The organism is Ensifer adhaerens (genome assembly GCF_002940685.1).
Taxonomy (GTDB): domain Bacteria; phylum Pseudomonadota; class Alphaproteobacteria; order Rhizobiales; family Rhizobiaceae; genus Ensifer; species Ensifer adhaerens_E.
In genome coordinates this window covers 1-17,980 of the sequence record NZ_PNFP01000022.1, presented here as the reverse complement: position 1 = coordinate 17,980, position 17,980 = coordinate 1, and the positions used below count along the sequence as shown (strand labels likewise).

Here is a 17,980-nt window from a genome sequence, read left to right as displayed (position 1 = left end):
GACCCATCACAGACATGAATCGATCAGGCGGGATCGATTCAAAACTCTCGTTGGACGAGATTCTGACGATCGGCGATTCTCATCCCATGCTCACTCAGCCCTACCACCTATATGCCGAACGCAAGGATCCGGCGAAGAACATGGCCAGGTACTGCGCCATCGATGTTTCGCTGGACCTGTTCGGTCAAGCATGTCTCACGAGGCGGTGGGGTCGTATCGGCTCGGCGGGGCAGCGCATGGCCCATCACTTCACCGACGAGAGCGACGCGGTGAAGCTGTTTCTGGATATAGCCCGGCTCAAGCGATCACGTGGGCATCGACCAGTTGACCATCGAGCTAAGACAAGTCCAGCAAGTTCAGCAATTACAGCAATCCTGTAATTGCTGTATGGAATGAGGCCCCGCCCGAAGGCGGGGCCAGTTGGGCTCAATCCCTGTTGGGCCGCGACCAGATCAGCTGGTAGCCATCCTCACCTTCGACTTCCGCAAGCGTTGCGTAGATCGGAGCGGGAAAGCTTGGATCATCGAGCTTGACCGAGAGGTAGTCGCGACCGCGCTGCTCGGAGCTCTTCTGCCAGGCCGCCCCGAACTCGACGTTGCCGGCGTAGATGCGGAAGTGGGGGCCCTTGTCGGAGGGAGATTCGATCCGGGCGATGCGCGCCTTGACGTTGAGGGCCAGAGTGCGGATAGAGCCGTTGAAGCCATTTTCGGTCGAGGTGAAAGTGCCGATGGTTGCCATGTCGAAGTTCCTTTCTGTTGTTTCGGGCCGCGCCCTTCGCGGCCTCGATGGCTGTCGAAAGGACCGGGGACGATCGGACCGCACCCATTGGGCCGCAATAAAGTGGAGGACGGCAAGGAGCACTTTTGTTGGCTGGTGGGGAATGGCGGCCTGAGCCGCCAGGGGCAAGAAAAGTGCACCTGCCGTTGCGGGCAAACGATCGAGGCTTCAGCCGTTGTCCGGTCAGACACGCCCCATCGAGCCCGCGAAGGGAGCGCCGAAGCACGGAGGAACATCCCGTTGGCAACGAACCCCATCACTCGTCCGGAACCTTCGGCGGCTCTCCCCTACCGGCAAATGTCGTCGGAGCCGGCTTTCACCATGGGTGTCTCCATCCTCGATCAAGGCACAGCTGCGAGTAAATTTCCGCGCGAAATCGTTTTGACAGCGATTCGTGGCCTGGAGGAGATATGCGTCAGCAGACAAGACCGTTCATTGTCGAAATCAAACAGTCCAGAAAACCGCAAAATAAGGCGCAAAAGGCGTCGATCTGGGGAAACATGGATCTCAGCGTATCCGACGAACAACTTGCAGCCATGCCGGCAGAGGGTCCGTCGGCCGCCACCGAGGTCGTCAGTCAGCTTCCTGGTGAGCGTCCTTCCGTTACCTGATGGATGCCCCAAGCGTCCTTCCAATCCGAAGCTTCTTCACTTGCGGTCCGGCCAGCCGGTCGAACGTTCTAGTTCAGCGCGGGCCACCTCCAGGTCGATTAGGGGTGGGCAGGGGAGTTTGAGGGGCGGGGTTTTGGGGCGCCCCTCAAGACACGGGATGGCCTCGCGTCCAGTTGGAGTACCGGACGCAAGGAGTTCAATCGGCCGCGAGAACGTCAGCGGCGGAGCAATGCGGCCATCCTCTCCCCAATCAGCCAAAGTGCTTTGTTGAGCTTGATGTCCTGATCGATGCCGTTGATCGGTCGAGACGTCGATCGCCGCGCTCTGCCAAGTTCGTCACGCTTTACACCGCGCAACCCGCCCTTGATGCTGTTCTCCTGAACGACATTCCACACTGTCCAAAGATCTTCGGCTCGGTCTTCGCTACGGCGAGGCACCAGCAATTGCTCCGGCTTGATCGAGGTTGTCGCCGAGCCTCCGGCGTCGCCAAAACGGACGAGATGTGCAGCCTCGGCCAAGACTTCCCTTGCCTCACGCCCCATCCTCACGCCGGACCAGTCCTGCGGCGCCGCCAGCGTGCGTTCCGCCTCTCCAAGCACGCGATAGGTTCCCTCGATCACCTTGCCTTGAACATCACCGGAGTGTCGGACCTTGATAGCGTCGATCGTTCCCGTTTGCGCAACGAGCGAGTTGAGGCAGCACACGCGGAAAAGCCCCGCGAGCAACTCGTACGCACTCGTACCGTCGTTAGCATTTTTGAGAAGGATTTCGCAGACTGTATCGCCGACGTGATAAACGTTGCCATCATCGAGACGGCGAAGCCGGATGAGGTGCTTGGTAAAGTTTGCCTTTCCTTCTGTGCGGCTGACAGACTGGCGCGCTCCGACCGGCATGAAACCCTCTTTCATGAGGCCGCGCAGGATCTCAATTGTGGGGATCGGTTTGAAGCGCTCCGAGCGGCTCTCGTGTGCCGAGGTTGCGAAAATCGAGGGTGCGATGCCACGCATCTCGTCTTCGGCGAGAGCGCGACCGGTGTCGAAGCGGGCAGTTCTGGCATAGATGCTCACTGTCATTTCTCCTTTTTCCTGGGACCGCGAAGCAGGGCCGCGTCCTGCTTCCCGGGGCCGCGCGAGCGGTGGGGACGGAAGGGAAAACAGTCTTTGCGGGGAACCGCCTGCACGAAAGCGCAAGCGAAGGAAGGTGGGCGAAAGACTGTTTGGGGGAGAGAAGGGGCAAAGACCCTCGGCCCCCTCAGCCGATCGGCCCGATCGGTCAATTAACAATGAAGCGTATCGGAGCTTTCAGCATAGCGCCGCTTCAGCGGGAAAGCGGGAATTCGCGTCACGCGAAGGAGGGAAAAAGGGCCGCCGCAGGAGCTTCAACATAGTGGCCCGGAGGGGAAGCGGGATCGACTGCCCCCGTCCGTCGCGTTCCGTGTACACTCTTTGTTTTCGAGAGACTGGCCTCGGGATAAAGCAAGTTACATTTTAAATTGGACGGAATTCTGCTTTAAATTGGACGCCAACGGAGTTAACATTGGCCGCATGATCGATACAAATCGCCCGAACACACTCATCCAGCGCAAGGCCCTCTCCATGGTCGAGACGGCGCTGTCGGACACGCGCGTCGTCCTGGTCGCCGGACCAAGGCAGGCAGGAAAGACCACCCTTGCGCGACAGTTCTCTGGAACAGAGCGGCCGTATTACACCCTTGATGACGCCGGCACACTCAGCGCCGCCAAATCCGACCCCGTAGGCTTCGTTCGCGGCCTCGACCGAGCGGTAATTGATGAAGTTCAGCGGGCGCCTGAGTTAATGCTTGCGATAAAGGAAAGCGTAGATCGTAGCGATGAGCCGGGCCGCTTCCTGCTCACAGGTTCAGCAAACCTCGCCACCGTGCCGGCGGTGGCAGACTCTCTTGCCGGCCGCATGGCCCTAATTTCGTTGCTGCCGTTTGCACAGGCTGAAATACGATCGACCCCAGGCCGCTTTCTCGATCGCATTTTTGCGGGAGAGGTGCCCGTGATCGCGGACGGACTTGTGCTCGGCGACGACCTTGTGGAGACGGTTATACGTGGAGGGTACCCTGAGGTCGTACGCAGGACGCAGCCCAGCCGGCGCACCGCGTGGCTTGAAGACTACGTGGCGCTTATCCTTGACAGAGACGTGCGCGACATTGCCAACATCGATCAGTTGGGCAGGTTGCCGCGCCTCCTTAATGTTCTTGCAGAGCATGCGGGACAGTTGGTCAATCATAGCGGATTCGGCTCGGCCCTCGGACTATCCAGTGTCACCGCTCAAAAGTATGTCGCAATCCTTGAACGACTCTTCCTTGTCCGAACCCTCGCGCCATGGTCCAACAACAGGCTTAGTCGTCTGGTGAAAACACCAAAGTTGCATTTTCTCGACACTGGCCTGCTCGCAGCCCTGCGCGAAGACGATGTCAACAGCATCCGTGAAAACAAGACGCGTTTCGGTCCTTTGCTCGAGAGTTTCGTGGCATCAGAACTCATGAAGCTTGCATCTTGGTCCGACCGCCGACTTTCGTTCTCTCACTATCGGACAAAGGATCAGATCGAGGTCGATGTCGTTGTCGAGGACCGGCGCGGTCGCGTCGTCGGCATCGAGGTCAAGGCATCGTCGACGGTCAAGGCTGAAGACTTCAAAGGACTTCGTCAGTTACAGGAGGCGGTAGGCGACCGCTTCCTGCACGGCATCGTTTTGCACGATCACGACCGCGTGACGCCATTTGGCGAAAAATTGCACGCCGCACCGCTTTCGGTCCTGTGGACGATGTAAAATCACGTAAGTTCTGTTATGGAACCACACGCCGGCGTTTCACAACGGTTACGATTTCCCAGGCCGCTATCAGGCCGGCGTGCTGCGAAAGGCTAAACATCGATTTCACTAGACCCGCCTGAAATCGGCCGGCCGTCTCATCTCCCAACAACGGTTGCCAGTACACTGACGCAATCGCCAGATTTTACGAGGCCGGGAAAGTGGCGGGCGACGAGGATGCCGTCCATCTTTGCCCGAATTTCCAGTGGTCTGGCGCCTGTGCGTCCGATCGGATAGATGCGCGCGACAACCTGCCCGCTCTTCACCACATCGCCGAGATCGGCGAACGGTTCGACGAGGCCGCCATCCTCGGCGAAGCAAAAGCAGTTGCCGTCTGGCATATCAAGCCACGTGGTTTCAGCGCCGTGGACAGGCCCTTTCAGGATGCCCGCCGCCTTCAGCACGTTTGAAACGCCTGTCTTGGCGATACGCGCGCTCATCGCCGTCGCGGTCCCCCCACCACCCAATTCGGTGGTGATGAAGATCTTGCCCATCTCCTCCGCCGCGGTGTCGTACATCCCGACGGCATCGATCTCCAGCATCTTCATCGACCATGGAGCACCGAAGGCGCCGACGAGGTCGAAGGCTTTTTCCTGCTGCGCGTTGTCCGGCAGGATATGGGCGGCGCAGAAGGGCAGGAAGTCGAGCGTCTTTCCGCCGGAATGGAAGTCGAGCACGATATCGGCGAGCGGCAGCAGCGTGCGCTGGAAATAGTCGGCGATCTTCTGGGTCACCGTGCCGTCCGGCGCCCCCGGAAAGCTGCGGTTCATGTTGCCCTTGTCGATCGGCGAGGTGCGCGTGCCGGCGAGAAAGGCCGGGTAGTTCATCGCCGGCACGATGATGACGCGGCCCGCCACGTCCTCTGCCTCCAGCGTGCGGGCGAGATCGAAGAGCGCGATCGGCCCTTCATATTCGTCGCCGTGGTTGCCGCCGGTGAGAAGGGCCGTCGGGCCCTCCCCGTTCTTCACCACCGTCACCGGGATCATCACCGAGCCCCAGGCGGAATCGTCGCGGCTGTAAGGCAGACGCAGGAAACCGTGCTGCACGCCCTCGGCCGAAAAATCGACCGTGGGATTGATCGGCGAAGGACGAAGCGTTGCTTCCCGCATGGCTCAATCCTTCACCAGAAGCTTGCGCGGCACGTTGGCGAAGCACTCGACACCGGTTTCGGTGATCAGGATGCTTTCCGTCGTCTCGAAGCCCATGTCCTCGAGCCAGAGGCCCGTCATGAAGTGGAACGTCATGCCGGGTTTGAGTTCGGTCCGGTCACCGGGACGCAGGCTCATCGTGCGTTCGCCCCAGTCCGGCGGATAGGAAACGCCGATGCCATAGCCCGTGCGGTTATCCTTCACGATGCCGTATTTCTTGAGAACGGCGAAGAAGGCGTTTGCGATATCCTCGCAGGTATTGCCGGGGCGTGCTTTTTCGAGGCCTGCCTCCATGCCTTCCAGCGTTGCCTTCTCGGCATCGAGGAAAGCCTGTGTCGGCTTGCCGAGAAAGACGGTGCGAGAGAGCGGCACATGGTAGCGGTGGTAGCAGCCGGCAATCTCGAAGAAAGTGCCCTCGCCGGATTTCATCGGCCGGTCGTCCCAGGTCAGGTGCGGCGCCGAAGCCTCCACGCCCGAGGGCAACAGTGGCACGATCGCCGGATAATCGCCGCCGATACCGTCGACGCCACGGGTGCCGGCATCGTAGATTTCCGCAACCAGGTCGCATTTGCGCATGCCGACCTCGATCTTGTCGAAGATGCGCTCATGCATCTTTTCGACGATCCTTGCGGCGTTGCGCATGTATCCGATTTCTGCCTCGCTCTTGACCGCGCGCTGCCAGTTGACGAGGGCGGTCGCATCGACAAAGCGGGCATTCGGCAGGTGCTTTTGCAACGAGGCAAAAGCGGCGGCGGAGAACCAGTAATTGTCCATCTCCACGCCGATCGTCAGCTTGTCGAGACCGCGTTCAGCAAGCTTGGCCGAGAGGTAATCCATCGGGTGGCGCTCGGTGGACTGCACATAGTGGTCCGGATAGCCGATGATGTTCTCGTGTTTGGGGTAGGCGGTGAATTTGGCGCCGTTGGCATCCTGGCCGCGGCCATACCAGATCGGCTCGCCCGCCAGCGGCACGACGACGCATTGATGTACGTAAAAGGACCAGCCGTCATAGCCGGTCAGCCAGTTCATGTTCGACGGATCGCTGACGATCAGCACGTCGATGCCCTTGGCTTCCATGGCTTTTCGCGTTTTTTGAAGACGCGTTTCATACTCCGGAAGCGAGAACTTCAGGTTCGCTTGTTTCATCGGTTTTTCCTCAATACCCGGCGAAAGGCCGGTCTCAGCTCTTAAAGATCGTGCCGGCGCCCGACGCTGCCGCACGGGCGGCAGCAAGCGTTGCTATGGCCGTGTCCTGAATGCCCGTGCCGGTCAGATCCGCCACGGTTATCTCTTCGGGGCCGCTGCGGCCCGGTTTTTGCTCGGCGATGATCTCGCCGAGTTCGGGGAAGGTCGTGTCCTCCATCACGAGGCCCGCCTCGATGACATGGTGTAATTCGCCGAGCCTGCGCGTCTGTTTCAGGCTGTCGGCGACATAGAGGCTGGCGCGAGTGATGACGGCGGGCTCGATCTCGTTCTTGTGCTCGGCGTCCGAGCCCATGGCCGTGACATGCTGGCCAGATTGCAGCCATTCGACCCAGAGCACCGGCGTTTCGGAAGGTGTGGTGGTAACGATGATGTCTGCACCATCGACCGCAGCCCGGCCATTGGCTTCGGTGCGGACCGGAAAGCCCAGCCTTGCCGTCAGCTCCTGCGCCGCGGCCTCAGCCTTTGCGGCATCCCTTGCCCAGATCCGTGCCTCGCGGATCGGCCGCACGAGGCGTAAGGCCTCAAGCTGCAACCTTGCCTGCATGCCGGCGCCGAAGATGGCGGCGACCGCGGCATCCGGCCGTGAAAGATGTCGAGCGGCAACGGCGCCGGCCGCCGCCGTGCGCACATCCGTCAGGTAGCCGTTGTCGAGCAGCACGGCCTCAACCTGGCCGGTCTTCGCCGAAAGCAGCACCATCAGGCCATTGGTGCTTGGCAGGCCGATCTTCGGATTATTGAAGAAGCCGGGGCTGATCTTGATGGCGAAACCGTCGAGACCCGGCACGTAAGCCGTCTTAACATCGACTTCGCCGCGTGCTTCGGGAATGTCGAGCCTGAGGATCGGCGGCATCGCCACCGCCTTGGTGGCGAGCGCGTGGAACGCCTGTTCGACGCAGGCAATGGCGTCGAGATCGAGCGGCACGATGCGCCTGAGTTCCGCCTCCGTCAGAATTCTCATCATCGTCATGCCGCTGCCTCCGCAAGAGGATCGACCCCGCCATTGATGACCCGCCGATGCAGGTCCATGTCGACGTTCCGGCCGGAGAGGATCACCGCCACAGGCCCCTCCATCCGGCCAACCCGGCCGGAAAGCAGGGCCGCGATGCCGACGGCCCCTGCCCCTTCGATCACCTCGCGCTCCTTCGCATAGGCGTGCCGCATGCCGGCAGCGATCTCGGTTTCGGAAAGCAGGATCACGTCGTCGAGCAGCGCCCGGCACATCTCGAAGGTCACGGCATTGTCGAGACCGATGCCGCCACCGAGGGAATCGGCAAGGCTCGCCACTTCCTCGACCTGTGTCGGCCGCCCGGCGTCAAGGCTCTCCTTCATTGCAGCACCTCGATCCATGGTAAGGCCGACGACGCGGATCCTCGGCGACCGCTCCTTCACGGCTGCCGCGACACCGGCCGCAAGGCCGCCGCCGGAAAGCGGCACAAGAACCGTCGCCACGTCTGGCATTGCCTCGACGATCTCCAGACCGAGCGTGCCCTGCCCTGCGACGACCGCCCGATTGTCGAAGGGCGGCACCATCACGAGGCCATCTTCGGCCACGAGCCGATCCACCTCGACCTGCGCTTCATCCTGGGACTTGCCGACAATGCGGACGCTCGCGCCAAGCCGGCGGATCTCCGACACCTTGTTGTCGGGCACGAGGCACGACATGCAGATCGTCGCGACCGAGCCTTCGGCCTTGGCGGCATGCGCAAGCGCCCGACCGTGGTTGCCGGTCGAGGAAGCGACGACGCCCCTCGCCCGCTCTTCGGACGTCAGCGAGAGCACGGCGTTCGTTGCGCCGCGCAGCTTGAAGCTGCCGGTCGTCTGGTGGTGTTCGAGCTTGAGGCCGACGGGCACGCCACAGTGTTCCGAAAGCGCAACGGACTGCGCGAAAGGCGTGCTCACGATCCGGCCCTCGATGCGTCGGGCCGCCTGTTCGATATCCGCCAATGTCACGGCAAGGTTCGACATGGGCTACTCGTCCGGATAGGCAAGTGTCATGAGCCGGCCGAGTTCCGGCCGCGCCGTCTGGTCGCCGCAGAGGCGCAGGCAGGCCCACGCGGTGGCGAGATTGCTGGTGACGACCGGTTTTCCGATGGCGGCCTCGATCTTTGCCGCAACGCCGGCCGCCCGCACTGCCGTGCACGATATGAAAAGCGCGTCGCTGTCTGGCGCCGTCGCTTGCTTTGCAAAGGCAACGATTTCATCCGGAGAAATGCGCGCCATCTCCCGGTCGTCGTTCAGACCAAGGCAAGTGAAGCGGACGATGTCGAAGCCGAGCGACACGAAATAATCAGCCATCGGCTTGCTGGTCTTGATCGTGTAGGGCGTCAGCACCGAAATCCGCCTGGCGCCGAACGCCTTGAGGCCGGAGACTGCCGCCGCAGTCGGCGTGACGATGGAGGCGCTTGGCTTGGCCGCGCGGACCGCCGCCCTGACTTCCGCGTCGCCGATGACGACGGACGCGGAGGTGCAGGAATACATGACGACGTCGAGAGGCTCGTCCGGCAGGATCAGCGCGGCCGCCGATGTCAGCGAGGGCTGCATGGCGCGCAGGTTTTCCGGCGTCACCGGGTTGGCATAGGGAATACGGGTGCCGTAGACACCGATCCGCTCGTTCGCCACCATGCGCTGGAAATCCACTTCCGTGGTGTGGTCGGTCGCAAGGATGATGAGGCCGACGCGTTTTTCCAGCGGACGCTCATCCAGCTTCGGCGAGCGTGACGCAAGTATAAGATCGAACGTCTGCATCAGCGCTCCTCCACCTGGGCGTAACGTTCCTCCAGCCAGCGCAGGAAGACGACAGAGATCAGGCTCATGATCAGGAAGAAGATCCCGACCAGCGTCATCGGTTCGATGTAGCGATAGCTGCTGTTGGCCACGCTTTTCGCCTGGTTCATCAGTTCGAGCACGGTGATGGCGGAGAGCAGCGGCGTCTCCTTGAACATGGCGATCAGGTAATTGGCGAGCGCCGGGATCATGGGCGGGATCGCCTGCGGCAGGATGACGTGGATCCAGGTCTGGCGGCCGGTAAGGTTCGTCGCCTTCGCCGCCTCCCATTGGCCCCGCGGCACGTTCTCGATGCCGGCGCGATAGACCTCCGCCGCATAGGTCCCATAATGGAGCCCGAGACCGATGATGCCGGCGAGCATCGCCGGCAGGCGAATGCCAATATCCGGCAACACAAAGAAGATAAAATAGAGCTGGACCAGCAGCGGCGTGCCGCGAATGAACTCGACAACGAAGGCCGTGGCCTTCGCGACCGGTTTGGGCGCGGTCATGCGCAGGATCGCAAAGACAAGGCCGATGACGGCGGCGAGCGCCGCGCCGAACACAGTCGCCAGAATGGTGATCTTCAGCCCCTCGATGAGGGTCGGCATGATTTCCCAGACGAAATTCCAGTCCCATTCCATCGTCAGGTCCTCACGCCATCAAGGCCGCGAGTCACCCGGCGTTCCAGCCAGCGCATGCCGTTGGAGATGGCGAGCGCCATCAGGAAGTAGAGCACGAGGATCGTCGCGAACGGAACGAGCGTACTCCCCGTCTGCGCGCGAACCACCTGCGCCTGGAACGTCATGTCGGTGAGCGAGATCAGCGATACGACGGCCGTGCCCTTCAAGAGTTCGATCGCATTGTTGCAGAAGGTCGGAAGCATGAGCGGCAGGGCCTGCGGCAGGATGACATGCCGCATCGACTGATAGCGCGAGAGGTTGAGCGCTATGCAGGCTTCGCGCTGCTCGCGACCGATCGCCTTGACCGCACCGCGCACGACCTCGGCCCCATAGGCTCCGACGTTCAGTCCCAGCGCCAGCACGCCGGCCTGAAGTGGCGACAGCGTGACGCCGGCGAATGGCAGCACGAAATAGACCCAGAACAGCTGGACGAAGATCGACGTGCCGCGAAAAAACTCGATATAGGCGGTTGCGAGCGCACGAACCGCCAGAAAGCGGCTGACGCGTCCAAGACCCGCGACGAACGCCATGACGAGCGCAAGCAGGGAGCCGAGCACGGTAAGCTCAAGCGTTACGAGCGCGCCTTCAAGGATCAGCCCTATGTAACCGGACCAGTCGGTCATCGTTCTTCCATATGCGAGGGAGCGGACTGCCTCCCCCCGGGTCCGGGAAGAGGCCGTTTTGCTGTGACGCTTACTTGGCGGCGCAGAGCTTTTCGCGGGTCGTCGACATGGCGGCCGCGGCCGAGAAGCCATAGGGCTCGATGATCTTGGCAAACTCGCCCGATTGTTTGAGCTTTGCGAGTTCCACGTCGAAGGCATCGCGCAAGGCTTCCTCGCCCTTCTTGAAGGCCGCGCCGTCGCAATAGACCGGAGCGCCTTCAACCGGCGCCACGACTTCGACGCCGGGGTCCTTTGCCTTGGCGACAAGATCGTTGATCGACAGCACCGGCAGTGAATAGACGTCGATACGGCCGAACTGCAGCATCTTCAGGCCGCTCTGGCCATCCGGGACGACGATGACACGATCGCGCGGGACGCCGGCTTCAAGCGCAAGCTTCTCTTCCGTTCCGCCACCGGGCGCACCGATCCTGGCGTCCGGATTGTCGGCGATATCCTTGTAGCTCTTGAGCTTGAGCGGGTTGCCTTTCTTCAGCGCGAAGGCTTCCGCGTCGCAAAGGATCGGTTCTGAATAGGCAACGGCGTTACAACGTTCCGGCTTCATGAAGAGGCCGGCGGTGATGACGTCGTGCCGGCCGGCCTGAAGACCCGGGATCATCGCCCCATATTCCGAGATCGAAGCAACGATGTCTTCGACGCCGAGGCGTTTGAAGACCTCACGCGCCACATCGGGTGCCGCGCCGGAAACCTTGCCGTCGGCGGCAACCGCCGTAAAGGGCGGCTCGTTGGCGATGGCGACACGCGCGAAACCCTGCTCCTTCAGTTCCTCAAGTTTGCCGTCGGCCCAAGCGGGTGCTGCGGCAACGAATGCCGTCAGGGCACCTGCGCTGGCGGTCATGGTCAAAAAGGTCCTCATGCTCATAGTTGCGAACTCCTCTGGCTGTCCCTGGTTTTTGTTTGGAGCCTTGTTTCCGGGCGGCAAGGCCGCTTAGACGCGGTGCCCTGCCGCGATGATCTTGCGTAGAAAGGTCTGCGTGCGCTCCTGCTTGGGCGCGCGGAAAATCTCGTCCGGCCGGCCTTCCTCGACGATCTTGCCGCGGTCGAAAAAGAGGATCCGGTCGGCAAAATCATGGGCAAAGCCCATCTCATGCGTCACGAGCAGCATGGTCATGTCGGTCTCGACGGCAAGCTTGCGCATGACGTTCAGCACCTCTTCGACCAGTTCCGGGTCGAGTGCCGAAGTCACTTCGTCAAACAGCATGATCTTTGGCGAGAGAGCGAGCGCCCGGGCGATCGCAACGCGCTGCTTCTGTCCGCCGGACAATTGCGCAGGCATGCTCTTCGCCTTATCGGCCATGCCCACCATGTCGAGAAGTTCCATCGCCCGCTTCTCCGCCGTCGCCTTCGCCACGCCCTTTGTCAGCATCGGCGCCAACGTGACATTGTCGAGCACGCATTTGTGCGGGAAGAGGTTGAAGTGCTGGAAGACCATGCCGATTTTCTCACGCATCTTGTGCAGATGGCGGTCGTCGGCGGGCGCGAGGCTGCCATTCTTCGGCATGTGGTAGAGCTGATCGCCGTCGACCTCGATATGGCCGCCGCTGATCGTCTCGAGCGTCATGAGAATGCGCAGGATCGTCGTCTTGCCTGAGCCGGAGGGACCGATGAGCGCCAGCTTTTCGCCAGGCAGAACGTCCATCGACAGACCGTCGAGTACGGTCAGAGGACCGTAGCGCTTGGTGATGTTGTCGATGCGGATGATCGGCGCTGCCATGCATGTCTCTCCCTATTGAGACAAGTGATGGCGCAACGATGCGCGGCTATCAAAATCATGTCAATCCGAATAATAATATCAGTACAATTATTGCTGCGCTGCCCAATTGGCGAGCATTTCTCTCAAATCGCGAGCAGCAGCGCTTCCGGACTTCCGCTGGCGAGCGAGGCGAGAATACCGAGGCCGGTGCGCAATTCCTGCTCGGTCGTCGAGCCCAAGGAGATGCGCACTGCCGGCTGCCAGCCCTGATCTGCCGTGCGGAACGAAGACCCTGGCGCAATCGCAACCCCGCGCAGACGCGCCTGAGAAACGAAGCCTTCTTCCGTATGCCCTTCCGGCAGCGGCAGCCACACATGCAGGCTCTGCTGATGGCTATAATAGGGCAAGCCCGCAAGCGCCTCCTCGGCAATCGCGTGACGAACGCCAAGTGCCCGGCGCTGCCAATTGACGAGTTCCATAGCCGTACCGTCGCTGACCCAAAGTGTTGCGATCTCGGCGATCGAGGGCGTCGCCATCCAGTTGGAGACGAGATGGCGGTTGGCAACAGCCGCGACATAGCGATCCGGGGCGGCAAGATAGCCGATGCGCAGGCCCGGTACCGTGATCTTTGTGAAGCTGGTGACGTAGAGGGTGCGCTCCGGCGCATAGGCCGCAATCGGCGGCGCCCGACCTTCCACAAGCGGCCCCAGGATGTCGTTCTCGATGATCGCGATATCATGGCGCCGCGCGACCTCGGCCAGCGCCTGCCGGCGCTCGGGCCCCATCAAAGCAGCGGTCGGGTTGATCACCGACGGCTGGAGGAAGACGGCGCGGATGACGCCGGTGCGGCACGCCTCATCGAGCGCCTCGGGGATCATGCCTTCGCGATCGATCGGCAAACCCTCGAGATGAAGACCGAGATAGCTGGAAAGCGGCACGAGCGTGTGGTGGCTGATCGCCTCCGTCGCAATGGTGGAACCGGGCGGAGCGACGCTCATCAGGGCCACCGTCATGCCCGAGGTAGCGCCATTCGTCAGGCTGATATTGAGCGGAGACACATCGAGACCGCAACGCGACAGCCAATCGGCTGCGACATTGCGATGACGCGGGAAAACCATATTGGGCCGGAAGGACAGCGCCGAACTCGACGGAAGGTTTTCCGCCAGCCACCCGAAGGCTGCGCGCATGCGCTCCAGATGCAGCTGTTCGCACACGGGTTTGAGGATCGAAAGGTCGACAAGCTCGCCAAGACGCTCGGGCAGATAGGGCGGCTCAGGCTCCTTGGGCCTTGTCTGCACGAAGGAGCCGCGACCGATCTCTCCGGAAATCAGTCCGCGACGGATCAGTTCGTCATAGGCGCGGCTGACGGTCTGCACCGAGAGCTTCAGGTCGTCGGCGAGCTTGCGATGGGGCAGAAGCCGCGTCCCGTTCGGCAGATGACCTTCCTGGATGGCGCGAGCGATCTGCTCGGCAAGCGAGAGATAGGCCGGCCGGCGCAACTGGGATATGTCGGGTCGCCAATTTGTCATGATTTCAACAGTGCTGAAAATCAGTTCAATTGACAACGCCAAAATGGTTTCCCATTGTCTTTTCCTCCGCTTTGACCCGATCCCCGGCTGCAGGAGCGCTTGCATGAAACTCGACGCCATCGACCTGCGCATCCTGGAGGCGATCCAGGAGAACGGGCGCATCACCAAGCTGGCGCTGGCGGAACGGGCGGGGCTCTCACCAACGCCCTGCTGGCTTCGCCTGCGCAAGCTTGAAAAGGCCGGCATCGTCACCGGGTATCACGCGCGCGTTGCCGTCAGGCGCGTAGCACCCGTCGCCAGCGTGATGATGGAGGTGACGCTCGCCAACCATCGGCAAGCGGATTTCGAACGCTTCGAACGGGCTGTGGCGACAACACCCGAAATCGTCGCCTGCTGGTCGGTCGGCGGTGGCGTCGACTACATCCTGAAGATCGTTGCGCGTGATATCGATGCGTACCAGCGCCTTGTCGACAGCCTGCTTGACCGTGAGCTCGGCATCGACCGCTACTTTACCTACATCGTCACCAAGACGGTGAAGGAGGAGACCGTGCTACCGCTCGAGACGCTGCTTCCCGCCTCCGAATAGAGAGATTGTCTACGGCTGGCCCCATCTTTGGCCAAAGTCTCTGGCGCCGCCCTCGGCAATAGACAATCTGTCGCCCGCCCTCTGGCAGACTTCCTCCAGATAACAGGAGGAGGCCGTCATGACCGCCGTTTTTGCCCGCACGACCTTTCACGACGCGCTTGCCCGCCTTGCGGATCCGCAGCTTCTACGGGAACTCGCCTATGTCGGTGGACGCTGGATTGCCGGCCACGAAGGTGCAAGCTTCAAGGTGACCGATCCCGCCTCGTCGGCGACGCTCGCCTGGGTCGCGGCCCTTGATGCCGATGAGACCGGAGACGCCATCTCGGCTGCGAGCGACGCGCTACCGGGCTGGCGCAGCCTCTTGCCGCAACAGCGCGCCAAAATCCTCCGCAAGTGGCACGACCTGATGCTGGAGACACGCGAGGATCTCGCGCTCTTGATGACGCTGGAACAGGGCAAGCCGCTCGCCGAATCCCGCGGCGAGATCGACTACGCGGCATCCTTCATCGAGTGGTACGCGGAGGAAGGAAAACGGCTGAACGCAGAAAGTGTCACCAGCCATCTGGCGGGAGCCGAGATGATCGTACGGCGAGAGGCGCTGGGCGTCGTCGGGATCGTGACCCCGTGGAACTTCCCCTGCGCCATGATTACCCGCAAGGCTGCGGCAGCACTTGCGGCCGGCTGCACCGTCGTTGCGCATCCCTCCAGCGAAACCCCGCTTTCAGCACTCGCCCTTGCCGAACTCGGCGAACGTGCCGGCATTCCGGCCGGCGTCTTCAATGTCGTGACCGGGAGTGCTGCCACAATCGTCGGCCGCATGAACGCCGATCCGCGCGTGCGCGCCATGAGCTTCACTGGATCAACGGACATCGGCAAGCTGATCGCCGGCCAGTGCGCTCAGACCATGAAGCGGCTGGTCATGGAGCTCGGCGGCCACGCGCCATTGATCGTCTTTGCCGATGCCGACATCGAAAAAGCGGCCGACATCGCAATGGCGGCAAAATTCGCCACGTCCGGCCAGGACTGCCTCGCGGCGAACCGGATCTATGTCGAGCGTCGTGCACTCGCGGACTTCACGCGGGCCTTCAAGGCTCGCATCGAAGCGCTGAAGGTTGCCTCGGGGCTCGAACCAGACGCCGAGATCGGCCCGCTTATGCACGAACGTGCCATTGCCAAGGTGGAAGAGCAGGTCGCCGATGCGCTGAAGCGCGGTGCAAAGCTTGGAACCGGCGGCAAGCGCCACAAGGCGGGCGCTCTCTTCTTCGAGCCGACGCTTTTGACGGATGTACCTGATGATGCGCTGATCATGCGCGAAGAGACGTTCGGCCCCGTTGCCGCCATCACTGCCTTCGACAGCGAAGACGAGGTGATCGCGCGTGCGAACGACACCGATTACGGCCTCGTCGCCTATGTGGTGACCGAGAACGGCGCGCGTCAGATGCGCCTTGGCCGTGCGCTCGAATACGGAATGGTCGCCATCAATCGCGTGAAGATCACCGGCGGCCCGATCCCCTTCGGCGGCTGGAAACAGTCGGGCCTTGGCCGCGAAGGTTCGCGCCACGGCATCGAGGCCTTCACAGAACTCAAATATCTCTGCATCGACACGGCGGCCTGAGCCCGGGCGCCAGGTCCATATGTGAAAGGAAAGACCATGCTCGAGAAAAGCAACGAACTCACCGCCTGGGACCGTGACCACTTCTTCCACCCGTCCACGCATATGGGCTTGCATGCCCGCGGCGAGACACCAACTCGCGTCATCGGTGGTGGCGAAGGGGTCTACATCACCGATACGAGCGGCAGGACCAGCCTCGACGCCTTTGCCGGGCTCTACTGCGTCAATGTCGGCTACGGCCGGGAGAAGATCGCCGACGCGATCGCTGAGCAGGCAAAGAACCTTGCCTACTACCACGCCTATGTCGGCCACGGCACGGAAGCGTCAATCACGCTCTCCAAGATGATCATCGACCGCGCGCCGGAGGGCATGAGCCGCGTCTATTTCGGTCTTTCAGGCTCCGATGCCAACGAGACCAACATCAAGCTGATCTGGTACTACAACAACATCCTCGGCCGGCCGGACAAGAAGAAGATCATCTCCCGCTGGCGCGGCTATCACGGCTCCGGCGTCATGACGGGCTCGCTGACAGGCCTGCATCTCTTCCACAACGCTTTCGACCTGCCGCGCGCGCCAATTCTGCACACCGAAGCGCCCTACTTCTTCCGTCGCCCCGATCGCTCGATGGATGAAGAGCAGTTCTCGCAATATTGCGCCGACAAGCTCGAGGAGATGATCCTCGCAGAAGGCCCAGAGACGATCGCCGCCTTCATCGGCGAGCCGATCCTTGGAACCGGCGGCATCGTGCCGCCGCCAAAAGGCTACTGGCAGAAGATACAGGCCGTGCTGGAAAAATACGGCATCCTGCTCGTCGCCGATGAAGTTGTGACCGGCTTCGGCCGTCTCGGCACGATGTTCGGTTCCGACCACTACGGCATGAAACCTGACCTCATCACGATTGCGAAGGGCCTCACGTCTGCCTACGCGCCGCTTTCCGGCACCATCGTCTCGGATAAGGTCTGGCAGGTACTGGTAGATGGTTCCGACGAACTGGGTGCGATTGGCCACGGCTGGACCTATTCCGCTCATCCGATCTGCGCGGCTGCCGGCGTCGCCAATCTCGAACTGATCGACGAATTGGGCCTGATCGATAACGCAGGCAGTACAGGGGCCTATTTCCGTGCCGAACTAGCGAAAGCTCTTGGTGACCACAAACACGTGGGCGAGGTTCGCGGCGACGGGCTGATGGCCGCGATCGAGTTCGTCGAGGACAAGGATGACCGGACGTTCTTCGACCCGGCAAAGAAAATAGGTCCGAAAATCGCAGCCGCCCTCCTCGAACGCGGCGTCATCGGTCGCGCCATGCCGCAGGGCGATATCCTTGGCTTTGCGCCGCCGCTCTGCCTCACGAGGCAAGAGGCCGACATCGTCGTCAAAGCGGCCGCAGGCGCGATCAAGTACGTCCTTAGTTAGGCTTGGCAAAGCGACGCTGAACACCGCATCGGCGTCTTCGCGCCCCTCTCCGGCGTTAAAGACCCGATTGGCCCGCGCGTCCCTTCTCCGTCGGACGAAGAAGCCGCGCTAAGTATCCCCGAAACACGGGAAGGAGGCACCCCTCCCCTCATCTTCCCGGGCGGGCCAGCGACCGGGCGATATCGATGATGTCGTCGCGTGACGCCGTCGGGTCTTCCTTGTTCCAGGCAACGCCAAGCCCGATCTTCAGGTCAACGCCGCGCACCGGCCGGAGCTCGAAACCGCGGTTCGGCAGATCCTTCGTCCATTCCGGCGCAAAGCCGATGCCGAGGCCAGCCGAAACGAGTGACACCAGCGAAAAGGTATCGTCGCAGCTCACATGAGGATTTTGACGTCAAGATCGATCATCACTACATCGCGTTCATTCTCCCATTTTCTTGCA

Annotated in this window: 18 protein-coding genes and 1 pseudogene; 6 read left to right on the top strand and 13 right to left on the bottom strand. The window is 61.8% G+C overall.

Annotated elements, in window-relative coordinates:
* Positions 1–14: 14 nt before the first annotated feature.
* Positions 15–380, top strand: coding sequence for a WGR domain-containing protein (locus C1A35_RS31100; RefSeq protein ID WP_104668171.1), 366 nt, complete (start codon positions 15–17; stop codon positions 378–380).
* Positions 381–426: 46 nt separating this feature from the next.
* On the opposite strand, the gene C1A35_RS31095 is transcribed toward C1A35_RS31100, so the two are convergent.
* Entirely contained in the window at positions 427–738 is a 312-nt protein-coding gene (locus tag C1A35_RS31095; RefSeq protein ID WP_104668097.1) for a DUF736 domain-containing protein, read from the bottom strand.
* Between the two features lie 449 nt (positions 739–1,187).
* Here C1A35_RS31095 and C1A35_RS31090 point away from each other — a divergent pair, with 449 nt between their 5' ends.
* A complete protein-coding gene (locus tag C1A35_RS31090; protein WP_104668096.1) occupies positions 1,188–1,388 on the top strand; it encodes a hypothetical protein in 201 nt (66 codons plus the stop codon).
* Between the two features lie 215 nt (positions 1,389–1,603).
* On the opposite strand, the gene C1A35_RS31085 is transcribed toward C1A35_RS31090, so the two are convergent.
* Entirely contained in the window at positions 1,604–2,461 is an 858-nt protein-coding gene (locus C1A35_RS31085) for a DUF932 domain-containing protein (RefSeq protein ID WP_234823069.1), read from the bottom strand.
* 471 nt (positions 2,462–2,932) lie between these two features.
* Here C1A35_RS31085 and C1A35_RS31080 point away from each other — a divergent pair, with 471 nt between their 5' ends.
* The gene (locus C1A35_RS31080) at positions 2,933–4,186 is read left to right on the top strand and encodes an ATP-binding protein (protein ID WP_104668169.1); all 1,254 of its coding nucleotides are present in this window, start codon (positions 2,933–2,935) and stop codon (positions 4,184–4,186) included.
* 137 nt (positions 4,187–4,323) lie between these two features.
* Here C1A35_RS31080 and doeB read toward each other — a convergent pair whose 3' ends face one another.
* From doeB to C1A35_RS31030, 10 genes are all read right to left on the bottom strand, one after another.
* A complete protein-coding gene (gene doeB, locus C1A35_RS31075) occupies positions 4,324–5,334 on the bottom strand; it encodes a N(2)-acetyl-L-2,4-diaminobutanoate deacetylase DoeB (RefSeq protein ID WP_104668095.1) in 1,011 nt (336 codons plus the stop codon).
* A 3-nt stretch (positions 5,335–5,337) separates the two neighbouring features.
* A complete protein-coding gene (doeA, locus tag C1A35_RS31070; RefSeq protein ID WP_104668094.1) occupies positions 5,338–6,519 on the bottom strand; it encodes an ectoine hydrolase DoeA in 1,182 nt (393 codons plus the stop codon).
* Positions 6,520–6,553: 34 nt separating this feature from the next.
* Positions 6,554–7,546 (bottom strand): ectoine utilization protein EutC, encoded by a 993-nt coding sequence (gene eutC, locus C1A35_RS31065; protein ID WP_104668093.1) that lies wholly within the window; start codon positions 7,544–7,546, stop codon positions 6,554–6,556.
* Positions 7,543–8,544 (bottom strand): hydroxyectoine utilization dehydratase EutB, encoded by a 1,002-nt coding sequence (gene eutB, locus C1A35_RS31060; RefSeq protein ID WP_104668092.1) that lies wholly within the window; start codon positions 8,542–8,544, stop codon positions 7,543–7,545. Before eutB ends, eutC begins: the two co-directional genes overlap by 4 nt.
* Before the next feature lie 3 nt (positions 8,545–8,547).
* Positions 8,548–9,324 (bottom strand): ectoine utilization protein EutA, encoded by a 777-nt coding sequence (eutA, locus tag C1A35_RS31055; protein WP_104668091.1) that lies wholly within the window; start codon positions 9,322–9,324, stop codon positions 8,548–8,550.
* Positions 9,324–9,986, bottom strand: coding sequence for an ectoine/hydroxyectoine ABC transporter permease subunit EhuD (gene ehuD / locus C1A35_RS31050; RefSeq protein WP_104668090.1), 663 nt, complete (start codon positions 9,984–9,986; stop codon positions 9,324–9,326). Before ehuD ends, eutA begins: the two co-directional genes overlap by 1 nt.
* A gap of 2 nt (positions 9,987–9,988) precedes the next feature.
* Positions 9,989–10,648: an ectoine/hydroxyectoine ABC transporter permease subunit EhuC gene (gene ehuC, locus C1A35_RS31045; RefSeq protein ID WP_104668089.1), complete on the bottom strand. Its 660-nt coding sequence runs from the start codon at positions 10,646–10,648 to the stop codon at positions 9,989–9,991.
* Positions 10,649–10,718: 70 nt separating this feature from the next.
* Positions 10,719–11,561: an ectoine/hydroxyectoine ABC transporter substrate-binding protein EhuB gene (ehuB, locus tag C1A35_RS31040; protein WP_440271581.1), complete on the bottom strand. Its 843-nt coding sequence runs from the start codon at positions 11,559–11,561 to the stop codon at positions 10,719–10,721.
* 72 nt (positions 11,562–11,633) lie between these two features.
* On the bottom strand, positions 11,634–12,419 hold the full coding sequence (gene ehuA, locus C1A35_RS31035) for an ectoine/hydroxyectoine ABC transporter ATP-binding protein EhuA (RefSeq protein ID WP_104668087.1): 786 nt from the start codon (positions 12,417–12,419) through the stop codon (positions 11,634–11,636).
* Positions 12,420–12,541: 122 nt separating this feature from the next.
* Complete coding sequence (locus C1A35_RS31030; protein WP_104668168.1) at positions 12,542–13,927, bottom strand: MocR-like ectoine utilization transcription factor EhuR; 1,386 nt, start codon at positions 13,925–13,927, stop codon at positions 12,542–12,544.
* A gap of 103 nt (positions 13,928–14,030) precedes the next feature.
* On the opposite strand from C1A35_RS31030, the gene C1A35_RS31025 reads away from it, so the two are divergent.
* The 3 genes from C1A35_RS31025 to C1A35_RS31015 all read left to right on the top strand — a co-directional run bounded on the left by C1A35_RS31025 (position 14,031) and on the right by C1A35_RS31015 (position 17,538).
* Positions 14,031–14,513, top strand: coding sequence for an Lrp/AsnC family transcriptional regulator (locus C1A35_RS31025; RefSeq protein WP_104668086.1), 483 nt, complete (start codon positions 14,031–14,033; stop codon positions 14,511–14,513).
* Between the two features lie 118 nt (positions 14,514–14,631).
* A complete protein-coding gene (locus tag C1A35_RS31020; protein ID WP_104668085.1) occupies positions 14,632–16,128 on the top strand; it encodes an NAD-dependent succinate-semialdehyde dehydrogenase in 1,497 nt (498 codons plus the stop codon).
* 36 nt (positions 16,129–16,164) lie between these two features.
* Positions 16,165–17,538, top strand: a complete 1,374-nt coding sequence (locus tag C1A35_RS31015; protein ID WP_104668084.1) for an aspartate aminotransferase family protein — start codon at positions 16,165–16,167, stop codon at positions 17,536–17,538.
* A 148-nt stretch (positions 17,539–17,686) separates the two neighbouring features.
* Here C1A35_RS31015 and C1A35_RS31010 read toward each other — a convergent pair.
* Positions 17,687–17,929, bottom strand: a pseudogene (locus C1A35_RS31010) (LysR substrate-binding domain-containing protein); the annotation flags it as partial.
* Positions 17,930–17,980: the final 51 nt, after the last annotated feature.

What these genes read in the sequence shown, in the direction of transcription:
- eutC (WP_104668093.1), bottom strand. Translation starts at nt 7,546, where the DNA reads ATGACGATGATGAGAATTCTGACGGAGGCGGAACTCAGGCGCATCGTG.
- doeA (WP_104668094.1), bottom strand. Translation starts at nt 6,519, where the DNA reads ATGAAACAAGCGAACCTGAAGTTCTCGCTTCCGGAGTATGAAACGCGT.
- C1A35_RS31085 (WP_234823069.1), bottom strand. Translation starts at nt 2,461, where the DNA reads ATGACAGTGAGCATCTATGCCAGAACTGCCCGCTTCGACACCGGTCGC.
- C1A35_RS31030 (WP_104668168.1), bottom strand. Translation starts at nt 13,927, where the DNA reads ATGACAAATTGGCGACCCGACATATCCCAGTTGCGCCGGCCGGCCTAT.
- ehuA (WP_104668087.1), bottom strand. Translation starts at nt 12,419, where the DNA reads ATGGCAGCGCCGATCATCCGCATCGACAACATCACCAAGCGCTACGGT.
- eutA (WP_104668091.1), bottom strand. Translation starts at nt 9,324, where the DNA reads ATGCAGACGTTCGATCTTATACTTGCGTCACGCTCGCCGAAGCTGGAT.
- C1A35_RS31020 (WP_104668085.1), top strand. Translation starts at nt 14,632, where the DNA reads ATGACCGCCGTTTTTGCCCGCACGACCTTTCACGACGCGCTTGCCCGC.
- ehuD (WP_104668090.1), bottom strand. Translation starts at nt 9,986, where the DNA reads ATGGAATGGGACTGGAATTTCGTCTGGGAAATCATGCCGACCCTCATC.
- eutB (WP_104668092.1), bottom strand. Translation starts at nt 8,544, where the DNA reads ATGTCGAACCTTGCCGTGACATTGGCGGATATCGAACAGGCGGCCCGA.
- doeB (WP_104668095.1), bottom strand. Translation starts at nt 5,334, where the DNA reads ATGCGGGAAGCAACGCTTCGTCCTTCGCCGATCAATCCCACGGTCGAT.
- ehuC (WP_104668089.1), bottom strand. Translation starts at nt 10,648, where the DNA reads ATGACCGACTGGTCCGGTTACATAGGGCTGATCCTTGAAGGCGCGCTC.
- C1A35_RS31095 (WP_104668097.1), bottom strand. Translation starts at nt 738, where the DNA reads ATGGCAACCATCGGCACTTTCACCTCGACCGAAAATGGCTTCAACGGC.
- C1A35_RS31025 (WP_104668086.1), top strand. Translation starts at nt 14,031, where the DNA reads ATGAAACTCGACGCCATCGACCTGCGCATCCTGGAGGCGATCCAGGAG.
- C1A35_RS31015 (WP_104668084.1), top strand. Translation starts at nt 16,165, where the DNA reads ATGCTCGAGAAAAGCAACGAACTCACCGCCTGGGACCGTGACCACTTC.
- C1A35_RS31100 (WP_104668171.1), top strand. Translation starts at nt 15, where the DNA reads ATGAATCGATCAGGCGGGATCGATTCAAAACTCTCGTTGGACGAGATT.
- C1A35_RS31080 (WP_104668169.1), top strand. Translation starts at nt 2,933, where the DNA reads ATGATCGATACAAATCGCCCGAACACACTCATCCAGCGCAAGGCCCTC.
- C1A35_RS31090 (WP_104668096.1), top strand. Translation starts at nt 1,188, where the DNA reads ATGCGTCAGCAGACAAGACCGTTCATTGTCGAAATCAAACAGTCCAGA.
- ehuB (WP_440271581.1), bottom strand. Translation starts at nt 11,561, where the DNA reads ATGAGGACCTTTTTGACCATGACCGCCAGCGCAGGTGCCCTGACGGCA.